Genomic DNA, 17,644 nt, shown 5'->3' on the forward strand with positions numbered 1-17,644 from the left:
GACCAATATGGTCACCGCGTCGCGCACGCCGGCCCACATGCTGCGGCCCTCGACCAATGCGTCGAGCAGCACGCCCAGGTCGTCCTCCGTCAACACGATGTCGGCGGCGCCGCGGGCGGCTGAGGACCCTCGACCGCTCACTCCGATGCCCACGTCGGCCATCCGGATCGCCGCTGCATCATTGGCGCCGTCGCCGACCATCGCCGTCACTCGTCCGCAACGCCCCAGCGCCGCGACGATCTGCACCTTTTGTTCCGGGCTGACGCGGGCGAAGACCTGGACGTCGGCGACGAGTTTGGCGGACGCGTCCTCGTCGAGCCCGGCCAGCTCGGCCCCGGTGATCACCCGGGCATCCGGCGGCAGACCCAGTTGGCGGGCTATCGCCCGGGCGGTCACCGGGTGGTCGCCGGTGATCAGCACGACGTTGCGTTCGGCGTCCACCAGCGCTTCGATCAGTGGGCGCGCCGATGGTCGTGCGGTGTCCGCCAAACCGACATAGCCGATCAACTCCAGGTCGTGCGCGGCGGCGTCGACTGCGTCGGCATCGGTGTCGTCGTCGTCTTCGGTTTCGTGTACCCAGCTGCGTTGCGCGACCGCCAGCACCCGCAAGCCCTGCTCGGCGAGGCTGTGCACCAACGACTCCGCATGGTCCTGGTCGGCCTCCGGATTGGCGAACCGGCAGCGCGGCAGCACGACCTCCGGAGCGCCCTTCAACATCAGCACCGGGGCTTTCGGCTCCGTGCTGAGGGTGCCGATGGCCGCGGCGAAGCCACGGCTGGACTCAAACGGTACCTCCGCGATCAGGTTCCACTCCGAATCACCATCGCTGGTAAGCGAATCCGCCGCTTTGATAATCGCCTCGTCGGTGGCGTGGGCGTGGCCGCGCCCCTCCTCTGGCTGGGTGGATGCCCAACCGGCGGCCCGCAAGACGTGGGCGGCTTGCGGGCCGGCGACGTCGGGGAAGGGGCCTCGCGACTTCGTCGCTGCAGGCACCGAACGCACGACGCGCAGCCGGTTTTCGGTGAGCGTGCCGGTCTTGTCGAAGCACACGGTGTCCACGCGGCCCAGCGCCTCGATGGTGCGGGGAGCCCGGACCAGCACACCGTGCGCCGACAGTCGTTGAGCGGCGGCCAGCTGGGACAAGGTAGCCACCAGTGGCAGGCCCTCGGGGACGGCAGCGACAGCGATGGCGACGCCGTCGGCGACGGCCTGACGCAGCGTCGCGCGGCGCAGCATCGCCAGACCCGTCACCGCGGCACCACCGGCGAGCGTCAGCGGAAGGACTTTGGCGGTCAGTTCCCGCAGCCGCGCCTGCACGCCGGCCGACGATTCGACGTCGATAACCGCCGAGATCGCCCTGTGCGCGGCGGTGCCCACCCCGGTGGCCACCACGATCGCCCGGGCATGCCCGGCGACGATCGTGCTGCCCTCGAACAGCATGCTGGCCCGTTCGGTGTCGGTGGCGCCGACCGGGTCCACCTGCTTGTCGACCGGCAACGACTCCCCGGTGAGCAAGGATTCGTCGACCTCGAGGTCTTCGGCCACCAACAGACGCGCGTCGGCGGGCACCACGTCCGGTGCGACCAGGTCGATGACGTCGCCGGGCCGCAGCGAGCTCGCTGAAACCGTGGCCGTGCGCTCGATGGTTCGAGCCGCCTCCAGCCGCCGTCGTGTCGTCGCCACCGTGGGAACAACGACGCGACGGGCCACTTGGTCCTGTTCGGCGAACAGCTCTGCGGCCGCTGCGTCGGCCCGAAGCCGTTGCGCCCCGCCGGTGAGCGCGTTGACGCCCATCACGCCCGCGACCAGAAGCGCGTCGACGTTGCTGCCCATGATCGCCGACGCCGCCGCTCCCACCGCCAGGATCGGGGTGAGCGGGTCGCGGAGCTCGTAGCGGGTCGCATCCAGCAGCCGCCCCGCCTGACGTGCCGGCCCCCGCAATGGGGCGAATAGGGGGCTGTAGGACAGATCCTCCAGAGCGCGGCGCCACGCTGGCGCCAGCGGCTCGACGGTCAGCGGCCGAGCCCGGCCGGCCAGCCGCGAGTAGACGATTTCCGGATCCAACGCATGCCAAGCGGTCAGCGGCTGCGGGGTCGGATCGGGTTGCCGAAGCACCCTGTTGGCCGAAAAGGCTCCTGACACCATGGCGCTGGCAGCGGCCGCGTTGACCGGGTTGAGCCAGCGCCGCAGCGCCAGGGGGTTGGTGCTTGTGCGTGGATCACCGGTGACCAGCAGCAGCCCGGCCAGCGTGGTGCCGCCTTTGGCGAGGTTCACCGACGATTCGCTGGCTTGGCGCGCCGCGGGCAGCGCCGAGAGGATCCGCACGGCGGCGGCCAGGTCGGTGCCGGTGATGATGTCCGCGGACCATGGTGTCGCCGCACGGGGATCGTCGAGCGCCACCCCGACGTCGGCGATGGCCAGCGCTGCCAGTGTGTCGGTCGATGCGAAGTCGCGGTGCAAGGCGGTGATCAGCAGCACCGGTCCGCGGTCCGCCCGCAGATCACGCACGAGTTTCAGCAGCGGCGTGCCGCTCGGATGACTGGCGGCGACGCTGGCGGTCAGGTCCTGGGTGCCGGCCACATGCCGCAGCACGACCCGGGCTCCGGTGCGGTTCGCGATCTGTAGCAGCGGAACCGCGAACGGGTCGACCTCCCAGCCGACTTCGACGTGGCCCACCGTCTCGCCGTCCACCACCAGGTCGGCGTGCTCGAGGCCCTGCGCGGGTGTGGCCGACGGCCCCTGCGCGCGAACCCAGCTCAGCCGTGCGCCGGTGGCCGGTAACTCGTCGGGGTCGGGCTCGGGCGCCTCTTCACCGTGCAGCAGGGCGTCGGCGACCTCATACACCCGGTCCTCATCCCAGCCCGGGACGTCTCCGCGGGCATGCAACACCGCGCGGTGATCACCGCGCAGCGCCGCCCCATCGACCACGACCACCTTCACCCGATCCAGCCGACGCAGCGCGCCCGGATCGAGGATCATCTGCCCGTCCTCGGCGAGCCCGCGGCCCAGCACCGCGGCGAAGGACTGACGGCCCATGTGCGCCGCCTTCGGTATGCCGGCCAGCACCGCACCGGCCGCGTCTTCCGGGCCGCCGCCGGCCACCAACGCACTCGCCGCGGCGATCAGCGAACCGTTGGCCGCCTGATTGACGTATTCCTCCACCGGCCCGGCCATCGATCCCTTGGCGGTGTCGATGGCGGCGTCGATGGCTCCGTCGACCACGACGTGCGACGCCTCGCCGGCCGCTGCGGCCGCCCAATTATGCCGTGGCGCCTGCGATTTGGCGCCCGTTGAGGAGATGATCGGGACCACCGGGGCCTGCGGTCGGTCGGGTGAGGCCAGCTGCGGCTCGCGGTCTCGCCAGCGGCGGCGATGGGCATCGGCTTCGGAAATCTGCAGGACTCGCTGGGCGAGGTTCAACAGCGGAGTGCCAACCGCCTGGGTCAACCCGTTGGCCGCCGCAGTCGAAGCGCTGAGCGCGAGATCGGTGCCCACTCGGCCCAGTCGCGACTCGAGTACTGAGATCATCCGCGGTTGGTTGTTGAGCAGGGCGGCCGCCGCTCTGGTGGTCTTCGGTGCTGCCGGCAGTCTGACGACCCAGCCGGTGACCGCGGCGCCGATCGCCACCGCGTCGAAGGCCGCCGCGGTGAGCGGCACCAGGATCGCCAGCGGATTACCCGGGTCGGCGAATGGTGCAGTCCGGATTTCCGACTCCGGCCCCGCAGCGGCCAGGTCGGCGGCCACCGACCCGAGCACGTCACGGACCTCATCCAAGACGTGGTCGCTGTCGGCGTCATCCTCGAGTTCGAGCACCAGCCGGCCCAATGAGCCCTCGACGTGCGCGGTGGCGACCCCCGGAATCCTGCGAACCGGTTCTTCGACGGTCGCGGCATACTCGTGCCAGCGCGGGAACGGCAATAGCGGATCCAGGTCCAGGTGCACCCGCCGCCCGCTTTGCCAACGCACGGTCGCCGCGGCGCCGTCCGGCTTGCCGTCAGACGAACTGCCCGTCCCCAGCACCCGGGCCGTCGATTGACTCACCGACTGCACCACCGGACCGGCCAGCGTCTGCATGGTGTCCGCGGTGTTCGCCACACCCTGCACGCCGGCTTGCAACATCTGTACTGCTCCACCGGCGATACCGCCGACAATGGCGGTTACGCCCGGAACCCTCATTACTCACCCTTCAAAATCGCCTACCGCGCCCATACTTATGATCCATTAGCTAGCTGTCCACACGAACCCCCTGGTGGGCCTGGCAGCGAGCGACGGCGACCGCTACCCGCTCGACTCGGATCACCGGGTTGGCGGCAGACCAAACGCAGAGAACAACCCAGGATCGAGAAAGACGGTCAGTGCGGCGATCCCGGTCCTACCAGTGTCCAGGACATGTATCGAATGTGCCCGCAGGACCCCGTCGGACGCGCGTCGGTACTCCGCAACGGCGGGCTGCCCGTTGGCGGCGGTCGGGACGAGCACCATGTCGCCCGCTTCGGCGAAGGCACGCCTGGCGAGGAATCGGGTCACGGCGTCGCGCCCGGTGAACCAGACCGCCAGCGGCGGCATCTCGAGCCTGACGTCGGTTTGTAGCAGTTCGGTCAGCGCCGCGACGTCTGCGTTTTCGAAGGCCGCGCAGTAGCGGTCAAGCAACTCGCGGCGATCGGCGTCGTCCGGTTCGGCCGCGTCCTCTTCGCTGGGCGCGACGTCGGCGAGGTGAGCGCGAGCCCGCTGCAGCGCGCTGTTGACTGCGGCCGGCGTCGTTTCGAGCAACTCCGCCACCTCGGTGGCGCTGAATTGCACCACGTCGCGCAGGATCAGCACGGCGCGTTGACGCGCCGGGAGCTCCTGCAGCGCCGTGGCAACCGCCAGCCGAACGGAGTGCCGTGCGGTAACCGCGGTTTCGGGTGTTAGTGCGTCCGGTAACGGCTCGAGCCAGTGATAGGTGTCGCCGTTTCCGTCGAGATCCGTATCCGGGTCGACCGAGCCGTCACCCAGCCCCGCGGGCAACATTCGGCGGGCCCGGTTCTCCAGCGCACGCAGGCACGCGGTGGTCGCGATCCGATACAGCCAGGTCCGTAGCGCTGCGCGTTCCTCGAACGACTGGTAGCCGCGCCAGCCGCGCAGATAGGTCTCCTGAACAAGATCCTCGGCGTCGTGCACCGAACCGAGCATGCGATAACAGTGCGCGATCAACTCGGCACGAAACGGCGCCGCCCGTTCGATGAAATCGTCCTGGGCCGGCACGGTCGTTCTCCTATCGGGGCGACGGGTTGGACTCCCTGTATTTAGTAGAGACGCGCTGCCGCGAAAATTCATCGGCCTCGCGGCGATGAATTTCGGCGCCGCGACGTATCGGAATCACTATGAGCATGAACCAACCAATCATTACCCAGCCCGAGGCCCTGAACGGTACGACGGCGATTGTCACGGGTGCGAGCCGCGGGTTCGGTCGCGCCATCGTCGCGGCGCTGTCGGCCGCGGGTGCGCATGTCGTCGGTGTTGCCCGCAGCAAGGCGCCACTCGATGATCTGCGTGACGAGCTCGGCGACGCCTTTACCCCGGTGGCCGCCGACGCCGCCGATCCGGCGGTGGCCGGCCGCCTTCTTGACGAGCACCGGCCGCAGACCTTGGTGTTGTGCGCGGGGGCGAGCCCGACAATGAGTCCGTTGCACCAACAGACGTGGGAAAGCTTCAGCCAGACCTGGGATGTGGACGTCGCGCAGGCGTTCCACTGGATTCGCCATGTCTTGCAGCACCCGCTGGCATCAGGCAGCTCGGTTATTGCGATGTCCAGCGGGGCCGCGGTCAACGGTTCACCGCTGAGCGGCGGCTACGCGGGGGCCAAGGCCGCCGTCAAGTTCATCGCCGATTACGCCGCGATCGAGTCGCAGCGGGCGGGGCTGGGAATCAGCTTCGTGTCGGTGCTGCCGCGGTTGACGCCGGCCACCGAGCTGGGCGCCAGAGCGGTGGCGGCCTACGCCGGTCGGCAAGGTGTCGATGTTGAGGCGTTCGTCCAGGCGGGGGGACCCCCGCTCACCGCGGAGCAAGTCGGCCGGTCGGTACTGGCGATCGCCGCCGGGGAATACCGGGACCACGGCGCATACCTCCTCACCGCCGCAGGCCTGTCAGCACTGGCCTGAACTAACCGCAACCGAAAGGTGAAGATCACTATGAGCACACCCCCGATCGTGTCGGCGCAGGAGTGGGCGGCCGCCCACCAACAGCTGCTGGTGAAGGAAAAGGAGGTGATGCGCGCGCATGACGCCCTGGCGGCTGAGCGACGGCGGATGCCCTGGCTGGCGGTGGATAAGGAGTACGAGTTCGAGGGACCCGAGGGCAAGGTCAGCCTGCTCGGCCTCTTTCAGGGTCGGCGTCAGCTGATCGTCTATCGCGCCTTCGTCGGACCCGATATAGACGGCTGGCCCGATCACGGCTGCCGCGGCTGTTCGATGATCGCCGACCACATCGGCAACCTGGCCCACCTGAACGCCCGCGACACCACGCTGGTGTTCGCGTCGCGCGCGCCGCAGCCAGGCATCCAGCGGCTCAAGGCGCGGATGGGCTGGCAGATACCGTGGTACACGATCACCGACAGCTTCGACGCCGACTTCGGCGTGGACGATTGGCACGGCACCAATGTGTTCATCCATGACGGCGACCGGGTGTTTCGCACCTACTTCATCAACAACCGCGGCGACGAGGTGCTGGGCAACACCTGGAGCTTTTTGGACATGACGGCGCTCGGCCGCCAGGAGACCTGGGAGGACTCGCCGGAGGGCTATCCGCAGAGTCCGCCCTACGAATGGTGGGACTGGCACGACCAATACGGCGAGCACGCGCCGTCGCGATGGTTCGGTGACCCTGACCCGACCGATCCCAACGACCCACGTCCACCGCAAACCTGACATCGGGGAACGTGGCCCGCCGCCCCGGAATCGCGATTAACATCATCGCCGTCGGGAGGCGGAAGGCAGGATCATGCTCACCACGTTGAGCCGGTTGATGGACTTTGAGCTGAGCGTCGCCGAGTGGATCGGCATCGGGTTACTGCTTGCCGGGCCCTATCTCATCGTCGGTGTGGTCTGGTCGACCACCCACGCCGAACCTTTCCAGCGGATGGGCGGCCTGGACCTGCTGGTCTCGGTGATCGGGTCAATCGTGTTGTGGCCGGCGCTGCTGCTTGCCAACGTCTGCCTGAGCTGAAGGTCGGGTGGGGCGGTGTTGAGTGTGCTGCGGCGGGCGCTGAGCTCTCGGGTGAGCGTCGGCGGGCTGACCGCGATAGCGGTGTGGCTCGGCGGGGCGTACCTGGCCGTCGGGATGGTGTGGGTGTATTGCCATTCCGACGCCGTGCAGCGCACGGAAGAACAGCTGGAACAGCAGTTGCACTTGCCGGCCGACAGCAGTTACCCGCTTGTGGCATGGGCTGAAGCGATGGCGTTGTGGCCGGTGGTGACGGTGCTACCGTCCGGCGGGTGTGCGCACTGACCGGATAAGGCATTCAGCCGTCGCCCAGTAGGTTTTCCCTCGGGAGCCAGACCAGAAGGGAGCCGGCATGCCGGGACCAACCAGTGACGTCTGGGAGGTGTTGTCGACCGCGCGGACGATCCGACGTTTCACCGACCAGCCGGTCGACGACGCCACGCTGACGCGGTGTCTGCAAGCGGCGATGTGGGCGCCGTCCGGGGCCAACGCGCAGGCCTGGCGTTTCGTCGTGTTGCGGTCAGCTGAGCAGCGGGCTGTGGTGGCCAAGGCGGCGGCCCGCGCCCTGGAGGTAATCGAGCCGGTCTACGGGATGAGTCGGCCGGCCGGCGACGACGACAGCCGACGGGCCCGTACCAACCGCGCGACCTATGAGCTGCACGACCGGGCCGGTGAATTCAGCTCGGTGCTGTTCGCGCAGAAGCGTTTTCCGACGGCTTCTGAGCTGCTCCTCGGCGGGTCGATCTTCCCGGCGATGCAGAATTTTTTGTTGGCCGCTCGCGCCCAGGGTCTGGGCGCGTGCCTGACGAGTTGGGGTGCCTATGGTGGCGAGCAGCTGCTGCGGGACGCCGTCGGCGTGCCCGACGACTGGATGGTCGCCGGACATGTCGTGGTGGGCTGGCCCAAAGGCAAACATGGCCCGGTGCGTCGCCGACCGCTGGCCGAGGTGGTGAACCTCGACCGCTGGGACGAGCCGGCGGCTGAGCTCGCGAGTCGCCGCGTTTGAACCGAACCGAGGCGAGGGCCGTCGTCCGGACGGAGGCGGTGTCGCACATCCGAACGGAGGAGCGATTTGGCGACGACTACGACGAGGCCTACTGATCGGTGGCCGGCGTGGCTGAGTTTCATAGGGCAGGTGGTCAGCCGGTACGGATTGGCGCTGACGCTGGCGTGGATTGGTTTCGGCAAGTACATCAAGATGGAAGCCCGGGTCCTGATCGAACACAGCCCGTTGATGAGTTGGGTCTATGACGTGTTCAGCGCCAGCACCGTGGCGCGTGGTTTGGGAACGCTGGAAATCGTTGCCGCGATACTGATTTCCCTGCGCCCGTTTTCGGCGCGGTTATCGGCGATCGGCAGCGCGATGGCGATCGTCCTGTTCTGTGGGACGCTGAGCTTCCTGTTCACCACACCCGGCGTGGCGACCCGTTTCGTTGGGCCCATTCCGGTGCTGTCCGCGCTACCTGGCCAGTTCCTGCTCAAAGACGTTGTCCTGATGGGTGTGGCGATCTGGACCCTCGGTGAGGCCCTGCAAGCACACCGGACGGCGTCAGCTCTTGATGCCGATCGTGACCAGATCGGAGATGGCCCGGGTTAGCGGTGGCCGGCGGACCCGGTGTTGCTCGTCGACGGTGAAGCCCGCGCCCTCGAACAACCGCCGCATCTCGGCTGGCGACGGGTGATGTGCCAGTTTCCATCTGCTGTTCGACGGGCCCTGCAGAAGGTGTTGCCGCGCACTGAGAGTCGAGACCGCTACCAGCCCCCCGGGTGACAGCACCCGGTGGAACTCGCGTAGCGCCGCGGGTTGATCAAAGAAGTGAAACGCCGACGTCGTCACGACGGCGTCCAGTGCCGCGTCGTCAAACGGAAGTTGCTCCGCGGGACCGCGCAGCCAATGCACACCGGCCGAACGGGCGCGGGCCTGGTTGAGCATGCCTTCTGACATGTCCACGCCATAGACTTCCGCAGGATGCAGATCGCGTTCGATCCGATCAGCCAGAATCCCTGTGCCGCAAGCGATGTCAGCTACGCGCGCGGAGGAGTGCGCGCGTAGCTGCGCTATCACTTCGTCGTGCGCTGGCCGGTATACCCACTGCTGCAAAACCGGCAGGTTGTAGGCCGGGGCCGCCCATCCCCAGAACCGCGTGACGGCGTCGTTGAAACCGCGACGCTCAGCTGCAGCGGTCACTTGATCGAGGTGTAGTAGATCGTGTCGGCCATCGACACCGAGTCGTTGCCCTGTGGGATCGCCGGAAGGCCGTTCTCGACCAACAGCTGACTCATCGGCTTACCGGTCGACCGCCAGCCCAGGGTGTCCAGGTAGGCGGCGACGTCGTGGCGGTCGCCCTCGTAACCGAGTTCGGAGAACTCCAGGTCGAAGCCATGCGTGCGCCATTTCTCGGTTGCCTTGCGCATCATCTCCCGCGCCTGGTCGTGGTCGACCTCGGACATGTCCGGGATCGCCTCGGTGGCCAGTCGGCTGCCGGCTGCGCTGAGCGCGGAGATGTTGTCCAGCAAGCGGTCTTGCGCCTCCGGCGGCAGGTAACCGAGCAGACCCTCGGCGATCCACGCGGTCGGCTGGTTCTTGTCGAAGCCAGCTTCGATCAACGCGGCCGGCCAGTCGTTTCGAAGGTCGATCGCGACGGTCCGCCGATCAGTGGTCGGCTCGGCACCCAGGTCGGTCAGGGTGGTGGTTTTGAAGGCGATCACCTCGGGCTGGTCGACCTCGAACACCGTCATACCGACGGGCCAGTCCAACCGGTAGGCGCGGGCGTCAAGACCGGAGGCCAGGATCACCGCCTGGCGGATTCCGGCGTGCGTCGCGACGCGGAAGAACGCGTCGAAGAAGCGGGTGCGGACAGCCATCGCGATGGGCATGTGCTCGAGCTTCCAGGGGGCCTCATCGTCGTCGACGTCGGCCGCGGCCAGCTCGCCGGTGGCCAATTTCGTCAGGAAATCCACGCCGACGGCGCGGACCAGCGGTTCGGCGAACCGGTCATTGATCAAGGGATTGTCGGCATTGGTGGCGATTGCCCGGGCTGCGGCAACCATCGTCGCTGTCGCTCCCACGCTGGTCGCCAGGTCCCAAGTGTCGTTATCGGTGCGCGGCATTGCGTGCTCCTAAGGTTAGATCAGGGTTATTTAGCTAGTATAACAAGTAGTTAGCCTAGCAAGCATTTAGCTTGTGTAACAACTTGGCCAACGATCGTATGCCCTGATCAGTTCCCGCTGATTGCGGTCGTCATGACCGCCACGCGCCGTCCGATCGAGTCGATCCGTTTGCGGGTCAGGTCCTGCAGAGGATGGACGGCCACAATCATCGCCACCCCACCGCGCTGGTCGAACACCGGCGCGGCGATGGTGGCCACCGGGTGCGCCTGACGCCGGGCATGGTCGTCGGACTCATCGGATAGGAAACCGATCGTGGTGAATTCGGCCAACAGCTGATCGGTGATCTCACGCACGTGGGCAGGCAGTCCGTCGCTGGGGAGCGTCCCGACGACGTGGGCCGCGCGGGTCAGCGCCGGCGTCGTGCAATCCACGTCGAATCCGCGTTCCCGGGTACGGGCCAGCACCTCTTCGAGGCGATGCGCCAGTGCGGAATTGGTCGCGGCGCCGCGCTGGATCCACGCGTGCTGTTGGTCCTCGGTGTCCCAGGCGGCGAACGCGACCCCGAACGGCGGGGCGTAGCGGATCCGGTCGCCGGGTGCGCCGCCGGACTGCTGGCCGGCATCCTCGAAGGCGGTGATCACCAGCGAGTCGCCGAAGCGCTCGACGACCGAGGCGGCATAGTCGAATTCCTCGGCGAGCTGCAGTGCCGCAGATCGAGCGGTGTGGGCCAGTGGACGGGCGGCATCCAGCTGTGCCGCCACCGCCGCAACGGCGGGGCCCAGAGAAAACGTCTTGTCGACCGGGTCACGGCTGGCCCAGCCGCGAGCACACAGCGTCGTGAGGATGGCGTGCGTGGTCGCCTGAGTGAGCCCGAGTCTGCGCACGACATCGGAGAACCTGAGGCGCTCGTTGCCGGGCCCGGAGAGCAACTCGACGACGTCGAGGACGCGAGTGGTGGGGGCCGACGATGGAATGGCTTGACTTCCTTCCTGCCCGGTTCCTAATGTGAAGCTCAAATAGTCGAGATACTATCTCGAATATTCGAGAACATTCAACACAAAGGGGTGAATGAGTGCGTGCGGTGGTGTTGCGCGACGGGCGCCTCGATGTCCGTGAAATCGCGGACCCGGTTCCCGGCCCCGGGGAGGTGCTGCTGCGAACGCTAAGCACCGCGATCTGCGCGTCGGACGTGCATTTCATGGATCACCCGGAAATGGGAATCAACGACCCGACCGGCCGTTCGCTCTATGACGCCAATCGCGACATCGTGCTCGGCCATGAGTTTGTCGGTGAAGTCGTCGGGCACGGACCCGAGTGCACCGAACAGTTCCCGGTCGGCACTCGGGTGACGTCCATGCCGATCCGGGTGGCCAACGGCGGTGCCGACGGCGTGCGGATCATCGGTCAGCACCCCGAGGCACAGGGCAGCTTCGGCGAGTTGGTGGTCGTGGCGGAGGCGTTGGCCAAGCCGGTCGACGGCGACGTCTCGAGTGATGCCGTCGCCCTGACCGATGCGTTCGCGGTAGGCGAGTTCTACGTGCGCTCCGCGCGGATGGAGCCGGGGGAGGTGCCGGTGGTGATCGGCGCCGGCGCGATCGGGTTGTCGGCCGTTGTCGCGCTGGCCGGCCGGGGCATCGAGCCGATCATCGTGTCGGACTACAACTCCGAGCGCCGCGAACTGGCCTGCAACAGCTTCGGGGCGCACATCGCGGTCGACCCGGCCGAAACGTCTCCGTTCGACTTATGGCGCGAGCTACGCGCCGAGCGTGGGCTGTGGGGTTCACTCGTCGTCTTCGAGTGCGTCGGCGCCACCGGACTGATACAGAAGATCGTGGACTCCGTCGACATCGGTAGCCGAATCTATTGCGCCGGTGGGTGGTACACCGGTGATTCGCTGAGCGTCACCGATGCGACCCGGCAGGGCGTCACCATCCAGTTCGGCGGTGGCCCGCACCCGCAGGACTGGTACGGAACCCTGGACGCCATCGCTTCCGGGCGCCTCGATCCGCTGCCCAGCGTCGGCGCGATTGTCGGCCTCGATGAGGTGCCCGACGCACTCGATCTCGCCCGAAAGTCCAACGGGCCGCCGCGAATCGTGGTCCACCCGAACGGAGACGTCGTATGACCGAAAGAGAAGACCGCCAGGACATCGCCGATGTCCTGCTGCGCTACGCGACCGGGATCGACCGGCGTGACTGGCCGCTGTTTCGCACCGTCTTCACCGACGACTGCGAGCTGGACTACGGCGAGGTCGGTTCCTGGCGGGGCGTCGACGCGGTGACCGAGTTCATGCAGCAGGCGCACGCGCTGGCCGGCCACACCATGCACCGGTTGACTAATCAGGTGGTCACGGTCGACGGCGACTCGGCCCAGACGCGCACCTATGTCGACGCGCTGATCATGCTTGCCGACAACAACTCCGGGGTGAACGCGGCCGGTTTCTACGACGACGAGTTCGTCCGTACCGAAAAGGGATGGCAGATCGCCCGCCGCCGATTCGTCCAGGTCCGGGTGGCTGCCGTGGGGGCGTCAACGTGACATTTACAGCCAAATACGGCCCGTGGGCGTTGGTGGCCGGCGCATCCGACGGCGTCGGCGCGGCGTTCGCGGAAGCGCTCGCCGAACGCGGGGTCAATGTCGTGCTGTTGGCGCGGCGCCAGGCCGTGCTGGACCAGGTGGCCGCCGGGATCGCCGCGCGCACCGGTGTCGAAACCCGCACGCTGGCAGTCGATCTCGCAGAGTACGACGCGGCGTCCGTCGTCGCCGCCGCCACCGACGACCTCGACATCGGCTTTCTGGTCTACTGCGCGGGCGCCGATCCGAACTTCGAGCCGTTTCTGGCCAACCCGATAGAAACCGCGGAAGCGATGGTGCACCGCAACTGCATTGTGCCGATGCAACTGTGCCACCACTTCGCTGGGCCGATGGTGGCCAGGGGCAGCGGCGGCATCGTGATCTTCGGCTCGGGCGCCGGGCTCGCCGGTGGCCCCAACATGGTGGCCTACGGCGCCACCAAGGCATTCGACATGGTGTTCGCCGAGGCGCTGTGGAGCGAACTGCACGACAAGGGCGTCGACGTACTCGGCCTCATCCTCGGCAAGACCGACACGCCCGCACTGCGCCGCCTCGAACACAGCCGCGGAGTGCTCAGCTCCGAAGACCAGGCGCCGCCGGATGCCGCCGGTGTCGATCAAGTCATCAGCGAAGCATTCGAAAACCTCAGCAACGGGCCGACTCTGATGGTCGGCGACATGATGCGCGCCGCTGTGCAGATCTTGTCATCGGTGACGCGCAACGAAGCGGTCAATTTCATGATCCAAGCTCAGGCCGCCGTCATGGGCGGCGGCAGCGAATGAAGCCCCTAGGCGCTTTCAGTTGCTCAGTTGCTTGATGAACACGCTGACCCGGTTGATCAGGCCGTATGAATTCCGCTCAAAGACAAGGCATTCCGGGTATTCAGTTGGTGCGCCGTCGATGTCGAAAGTTTCGCTCAGCTCGACGTAACACACTCGATCCGACGCATGTGAGATCCGTTGCACGGTTAATCGGTAACCCTTCAGCGAGGCGAACACACCGCGCAGGAACTTCAGATACGGCTGCTTGCCCTCGACGACGTCGCAGTACGGGCCGTCGCGTATCAGGTCGTCGTCGGCGATGGTGGCTGCCAGGCCGTCCCAGTCGTTGACGGCCAGGCACGCCAGATAGCGCTCGACCACGCCGGCGTCGCTCGTTTGCTCCATGGCATCTTCATACGCCTACCGCGCCGCAGCCTCAACGCCAAACATCCCAGGCCGTTAAGGGCCTGGGATGTTTGGTTATTGCCGGTCAGCTCAGCCGAATCTCACAGGCCGAGGAACGCCAACGGGTCGATGGCGGAGACCGCAGCAGACGCCGCGTCAAGACCACCGGTGAAGGCGTCGCCCGGGTCCAGCGCCGAAACAGCGTCGATACCGCTGAACAGCGAATCCAGGTTGAGGTTTCCCAACGGCGTCACCAACGTGTCGGTGACGGTGTCGGCGGCGCCACTGACGCCCGGGATCGCGGTGTAGACGTTCTCGATCCCGTCGCCGAGGTTGAAAACGTCATAGACCGATCCGACAGTCGGCAGGTCTGCGGGATCCGCACCGCTGGCCGCGGTGGCGGTTTCGACGCTGAACTCCGTGTTCGTCAAGCCCAACAGGTCGGTCACACCCTCATTACCTTCGATGCTGCCGACCTCAGTAGTGCCGTCGTAGACGTTGAAGTCCTGCGTATCGATAGGAAACACAATGCCGCCGCCAAGGTTGGCTGTGCCGCCGGCGATCTCCAGCAACGGCGGTGCACCGATGATCTGGAAGACAGGGTCGAAGCCCTCCGCCCCGCCGCTGGTGATGGGGTCGAAGGTCGTGCTGCCGATGGTGAAGGCGTCGGCGCCGATGCTGCTGTCACCCGTTTCCAGCCCGGTGAAGGCGTCGCCGGGCTGCAGAGGCGCTGCGGCATCGATCTTGTCGAACAGCGAGTCCAGGTTGACGTTGCCGAATGGCGTGACCAGGGTGTCGGTGACGGTGCCATCGGATCCCGGAGTGGCGGTGTAGACGTTCTCATATCCGTTGCCCAGGTTGAATGCGTCGTAGACGGATCCTTGGGTCGGCAACTCCGCAGCAGTGCCGTCGCCGGTCGGGGTGGCGCCAGTGACGACGAGTTGGGTGTTAGTGAAGCCCAACAGCTGCGTCACATCCTCGCCGGTGGTGATGGTCCCGATCTCTGTGGTGCTCGAATCGCCGCTATAGACGTTGAAGCTTTGGGTAGCGAAGTCGTCGCCGGCGTTGTCCGGATTGCCGAGCCCCGAGCCGCCGATCTCCAATAGCGGCGGTGTGTTGGCAAGCGGGATGACCGTGTCGAAGCCCTCGCCTCCGGCCGCAAGGGTCGGGTCGAGCGTGACGCCGCCGATGCTGAAGGCGTCGGCACCGATGCTGCTGTCACCTGCCTCGAGACCGGTGAACGCGTCGCCGGGCTGCAGGGGCGCTGCGGCGTCGATGCTGCCGAACAGCGAGTCCAGGTTGATGTCGCCGTTCGGCGTCACCAGGGTGTCGGTGACAGTGTCGGCTCCGCCGGTGGTGCTGGGGATCGCGGTGTAGATGTTCTCGTAACCGTTGCCCAGGTTGAAGGAGTCATAGACCGATCCCACGGTCGGCAGATCCGAGGCCGTGCCACCGGCGGCAGCGGTGTCACTGTCGACAGTGAATTCGGCGTTCGTCAAGCCAAAAAGGCTCGACACAGTCTCGTTGGTGTCGATGCTCCCAAGGTCGGTGCCGGTGGAAGGGTCGAACACCTCAAAGTTTTGAGGAGCAGTATTCAGGATGCCGCCAATCTCCCCGCCGCCGAGCTCCAGCAGCGGGGGAGCGGTGCTGAGTTGGGCAACAGGAGCGAAGCCCTCGACGTCGGCTCCGGTGGTCCCGACCGTGAAGGGGTCGAAGGTGAAGTCACCGATGGTGAACGCGTCGGCACCGGTGGCGCTGACGTCGGCGACGGCGACAGCGGCCTGCAGAAACGCCGAGGTCACCAGCCCGCCAGTGGCCGCTAATCCAGCAAGTATCAGGCGACGACGCATAGATCTACTCCTTCTACGTGTTCTACGTGTGTTCATTACCCGTGAGTAATGTCACCGGAACCTACTCTTGGGTAAATTAGGGAGTCAATACATTATTTAGAAAAATCTCAGGTTGACAGCAGACTCCCAGGCAACTGACCCTGGGGCGTTATGCCTGGTAGCCGGGTGATCACCGCGGCAATTAGCCGGTTTAGCTGGGCGTTTATTGGACGTGGGTCTAGTAGTTCTCTGAGATATCTGGCCTGCCGCTCACAGAAAGCTCAGCCGTCGACAGCCGTCTGAAGACCGGTTGCCGGTGCTGCAGGTCGACCCGGCGGTCCCGACCGTGGTGCCTATACTCCGACCAGGCGGGTAACGGGATTCTCTCGCAGGGAGAAGGCGTTCTCGCGCACGCGACGATGCAGCGGGAGGCAGGTCGGAAGTGACAGGAGCCTGTGCGGGCAAAATCGCTCTGGTCACGGGCGCCAGCCGCGGGCTGGGGAAGGCGATCGGTGTGCGATTGGCTGCCGAAGGCGCCACGGTCGGGCTCACCGCCCGCACCATGGACCCCGATCCCAAATACGACGGATCGCTTCGGCAGACGCTCGAGGAGATCACCGCCGCTGGCGGCTCGGCGATCGCTATCCAGGCTGATCTGTCGAAGACCGAGGATCGGGAGCGACTCTTCGCCGAGATGGTCGAACGCGTTGGTGCGCCAGACATTCTGGTCAACAACGCAGCCGTGACGTTTCTCCGTCCGCTCGACGAGTTCCCGGAGCGGCGCGTGCGTCTGATGATGGAAATGCATGTGCTGGCGCCGCTGCACCTGACCCAACTGGCCATCCCGGCTATGCGCGAACGCGGCCGCGGGTGGGTGCTCAACATCACCTCGGTCGGCGGCGATCTGCCCGAGGGGCCGCCGTTCTCCGAGTTCGACCGCGCAGCCGGATTCGGTGTCTACGGCACGGTCAAGGCGGCCCTGAACCGGCTCACCAAAAGCCTTGCGGCCGAGCTGTATGACGATGGCATCGCGGTCAACGCGGCCGCCCCGTCCAACCCGGTCGCGACACCCGGCGCCGGCACACTCGACTTGGCCAAGACCGACACCGAGGACATCGAGCTCATCACCCAGACCGCGCTGGCGTTGTGCACCGGCGAACCTGAGTCGCTGACCGGCCGGATCGCGCATACGCAGCCGTTCCTGAGTGAGATCGGATGGTTGCGCTGAGCGACCCGCTGCTGGTCCAGCTTGCTGAGCGGCTTGCGTCACGTGACGTTTCGGCGCTGGCGCTGCTGCCGGGTGGCGCATCAAGCCTGACCTATGTGGGCAAGTGTGCCGACCGGCCGGTGGTCGTCAAGGTGGCACCGCCCGGGGTCCGCCCGATCGCGCACCGCGACGTGTTGCGGCAAGCCCGCGCCATCCGGACGCTCGCTGCGACGCCGGTACCTGTCCCGGAAGTGCTGTTCGACGACCTGGGCGATCCACCCGACGTGCCGCCGCTATTCGTGATGTCCCATGTGGACGGGACCACCTGTGAACCGCTTTTCGACGACGCCGACGGCGGGCCTGAAGCCGTTGTAGCTGAGCGCTTTCGGAACGCCGCGACCACCATGGCGCACCTGCATCGCATTGCGCCCGGCGCCGTGGGTCTGGAGTCCGAGCCGGTGATCGGGCCGTCCGCGGAGATCGAGCGGTGGTGTCGCACGCTGGATACCGTCGATTCCGCGCTGGCGCCGGGGTGGCGGGAAGTCGCTGCCGCCCTG

18 protein-coding genes are annotated in these 17,644 nt (G+C 66.8%); 11 read left to right on the forward strand and 7 right to left on the reverse strand.

Annotated features, from left to right (window positions below; all coding sequences use genetic code 11):
- Together VNW74_RS02250 and VNW74_RS02255 are read right to left on the reverse strand one after the other, a co-directional pair.
- Nucleotides 1-4,119, reverse strand: a 4,119-nt coding sequence (locus tag VNW74_RS02250; protein ID WP_414686580.1) for an HAD-IC family P-type ATPase, incomplete at its 3' end; no start/stop codon positions are given.
- A 177-nt stretch (nucleotides 4,120-4,296) separates the two neighbouring features.
- On the reverse strand, nucleotides 4,297-5,244 hold the full coding sequence (locus tag VNW74_RS02255) for a sigma-70 family RNA polymerase sigma factor (RefSeq protein WP_325674984.1): 948 nt from the start codon (nucleotides 5,242-5,244) through the stop codon (nucleotides 4,297-4,299).
- Between the two features lie 125 nt (nucleotides 5,245-5,369).
- Between VNW74_RS02255 and VNW74_RS02260 the strand changes: the two genes are divergently transcribed.
- The 6 genes from VNW74_RS02260 to VNW74_RS02285 all read left to right on the forward strand — a co-directional run bounded on the left by VNW74_RS02260 (nucleotide 5,370) and on the right by VNW74_RS02285 (nucleotide 8,797).
- On the forward strand, nucleotides 5,370-6,140 hold the full coding sequence (locus VNW74_RS02260) for an SDR family oxidoreductase (RefSeq protein WP_325674985.1): 771 nt from the start codon (nucleotides 5,370-5,372) through the stop codon (nucleotides 6,138-6,140).
- Between the two features lie 30 nt (nucleotides 6,141-6,170).
- Nucleotides 6,171-6,905 (forward strand): DUF899 domain-containing protein, encoded by a 735-nt coding sequence (locus VNW74_RS02265; RefSeq protein ID WP_325674986.1) that lies wholly within the window; start codon nucleotides 6,171-6,173, stop codon nucleotides 6,903-6,905.
- 73 nt (nucleotides 6,906-6,978) lie between these two features.
- Entirely contained in the window at nucleotides 6,979-7,203 is a 225-nt protein-coding gene (locus VNW74_RS02270; protein WP_325674987.1) for a hypothetical protein, read from the forward strand.
- A 15-nt stretch (nucleotides 7,204-7,218) separates the two neighbouring features.
- Nucleotides 7,219-7,485 carry a hypothetical protein gene (locus tag VNW74_RS02275; protein ID WP_325674988.1) on the forward strand — a complete coding sequence of 89 codons (267 nt, stop codon included), beginning with the start codon at nucleotides 7,219-7,221 and terminating at the stop codon, nucleotides 7,483-7,485.
- Nucleotides 7,486-7,552: 67 nt separating this feature from the next.
- Complete coding sequence (locus tag VNW74_RS02280) at nucleotides 7,553-8,206, forward strand: nitroreductase family protein (RefSeq protein ID WP_325674989.1); 654 nt, start codon at nucleotides 7,553-7,555, stop codon at nucleotides 8,204-8,206.
- Between the two features lie 120 nt (nucleotides 8,207-8,326).
- Complete coding sequence (locus VNW74_RS02285) at nucleotides 8,327-8,797, forward strand: DUF417 family protein (protein WP_325674998.1); 471 nt, start codon at nucleotides 8,327-8,329, stop codon at nucleotides 8,795-8,797.
- Here VNW74_RS02285 and VNW74_RS02290 read toward each other — a convergent pair.
- From VNW74_RS02290 to VNW74_RS02300, 3 genes are all read right to left on the reverse strand, one after another.
- Entirely contained in the window at nucleotides 8,750-9,388 is a 639-nt protein-coding gene (locus tag VNW74_RS02290) for a class I SAM-dependent methyltransferase (protein ID WP_325674990.1), read from the reverse strand. The genes VNW74_RS02285 and VNW74_RS02290 overlap by 48 nt on opposite strands.
- On the reverse strand, nucleotides 9,385-10,311 hold the full coding sequence (locus tag VNW74_RS02295; protein ID WP_325674991.1) for a class I SAM-dependent methyltransferase: 927 nt from the start codon (nucleotides 10,309-10,311) through the stop codon (nucleotides 9,385-9,387). The genes VNW74_RS02290 and VNW74_RS02295 overlap by 4 nt, the downstream gene beginning before the upstream one ends.
- 107 nt (nucleotides 10,312-10,418) lie before the next feature.
- Nucleotides 10,419-11,285 carry a helix-turn-helix domain-containing protein gene (locus VNW74_RS02300; protein ID WP_325674999.1) on the reverse strand — a complete coding sequence of 289 codons (867 nt, stop codon included), beginning with the start codon at nucleotides 11,283-11,285 and terminating at the stop codon, nucleotides 10,419-10,421.
- Nucleotides 11,286-11,392: 107 nt separating this feature from the next.
- Between VNW74_RS02300 and VNW74_RS02305 the strand changes: the two genes are divergently transcribed.
- The 3 genes from VNW74_RS02305 to VNW74_RS02315 are packed head-to-tail and all read left to right on the forward strand — an operon-like array spanning nucleotide 11,393 to nucleotide 13,667.
- On the forward strand, nucleotides 11,393-12,436 hold the full coding sequence (locus VNW74_RS02305; RefSeq protein ID WP_325675000.1) for a zinc-binding dehydrogenase: 1,044 nt from the start codon (nucleotides 11,393-11,395) through the stop codon (nucleotides 12,434-12,436).
- Complete coding sequence (locus tag VNW74_RS02310) at nucleotides 12,433-12,849, forward strand: nuclear transport factor 2 family protein (protein WP_325674992.1); 417 nt, start codon at nucleotides 12,433-12,435, stop codon at nucleotides 12,847-12,849. The genes VNW74_RS02305 and VNW74_RS02310 overlap by 4 nt, the downstream gene beginning before the upstream one ends.
- Nucleotides 12,846-13,667: an SDR family NAD(P)-dependent oxidoreductase gene (locus tag VNW74_RS02315; protein ID WP_325674993.1), complete on the forward strand. Its 822-nt coding sequence runs from the start codon at nucleotides 12,846-12,848 to the stop codon at nucleotides 13,665-13,667. Before VNW74_RS02310 ends, VNW74_RS02315 begins: the two co-directional genes overlap by 4 nt.
- Nucleotides 13,668-13,682: 15 nt before the next feature.
- Here VNW74_RS02315 and VNW74_RS02320 read toward each other — a convergent pair whose 3' ends face one another.
- Nucleotides 13,683-14,051, reverse strand: coding sequence for a nuclear transport factor 2 family protein (locus VNW74_RS02320; protein ID WP_325674994.1), 369 nt, complete (start codon nucleotides 14,049-14,051; stop codon nucleotides 13,683-13,685).
- Between the two features lie 101 nt (nucleotides 14,052-14,152).
- Complete coding sequence (locus tag VNW74_RS02325; protein WP_325674995.1) at nucleotides 14,153-15,901, reverse strand: hypothetical protein; 1,749 nt, start codon at nucleotides 15,899-15,901, stop codon at nucleotides 14,153-14,155.
- Nucleotides 15,902-16,322: 421 nt separating this feature from the next.
- Here VNW74_RS02325 and VNW74_RS02330 point away from each other — a divergent pair, with 421 nt between their 5' ends.
- Nucleotides 16,323-17,108, forward strand: coding sequence for an SDR family NAD(P)-dependent oxidoreductase (locus VNW74_RS02330; protein ID WP_325674996.1), 786 nt, complete (start codon nucleotides 16,323-16,325; stop codon nucleotides 17,106-17,108).
- A partial coding sequence (locus VNW74_RS02335) for a phosphotransferase (protein ID WP_325674997.1) occupies nucleotides 17,096-17,644 on the forward strand: 549 nt, incomplete at its 3' end. The genes VNW74_RS02330 and VNW74_RS02335, both read left to right, overlap by 13 nt.

Source organism: Mycobacterium sp., assembly GCF_035570115.1.
In the GTDB taxonomy this organism is placed as follows: Bacteria; Actinomycetota; Actinomycetes; order Mycobacteriales; family Mycobacteriaceae; genus Mycobacterium.